The 500-nt window shown below is 42.0% G+C and carries 1 protein-coding gene; it reads right to left on the bottom strand.

Annotated elements, in window-relative coordinates; all coding sequences use genetic code 11:
• Positions 1-52: 52 nt before the first annotated feature.
• On the bottom strand, positions 53-500 hold a 448-nt coding region (locus AC07E5_RS09555; RefSeq protein ID WP_498625315.1), incomplete at its 5' end, for an IS5 family transposase.

The raw sequence follows: 500 nt of genomic DNA, 5'->3' as shown, positions 1-500 counted from the left end.
GGCTTTGTTGCACAAAGATTTGAAATGCAAAGCGCCCCTAATTGAGCCAAATTTAAGGCGTAACTTGGGTAAGTGGTCGACCTAATTCCGTAAATCTGTTAAGAACTGCTACACGTGCATGGATCTCATTCACTTGGCTATCAAAACTCCTTGCACTGAGTTTATCTCCTAATAATTTGATGCAATGCATCTTAGTTTCAACCAAACTTCGCCGATGATAGCCTGACCATTTTTTCCATAGTGTCCTGCCTAAACGCTTAACTGTTCGAAGTAATTCATTTCGCTCTAGCGAGCTACTCTTTGTATCTTTCCATGGTTTCGCATTTTTTCTAGGTGGAATCACCGCATGCCCTTGCCGATCTGCAATGACCTGACGGCATTGCTTGGTGTCATAAGCTCCATCGGTATAAACAGAGTCAATCTGCTCATCTTGTGGAATCTGATTAAGTAAATCACCAAGCACCTGTGAATCACTGACATTATTGGTTGTAAGCTGAACT

It is taken from the genome of Acinetobacter seohaensis (assembly GCF_056431365.1).
The sequence above is the reverse complement of the archived record's forward strand: the minus strand, read 5'-3'. Positions and strand labels throughout refer to the sequence as shown.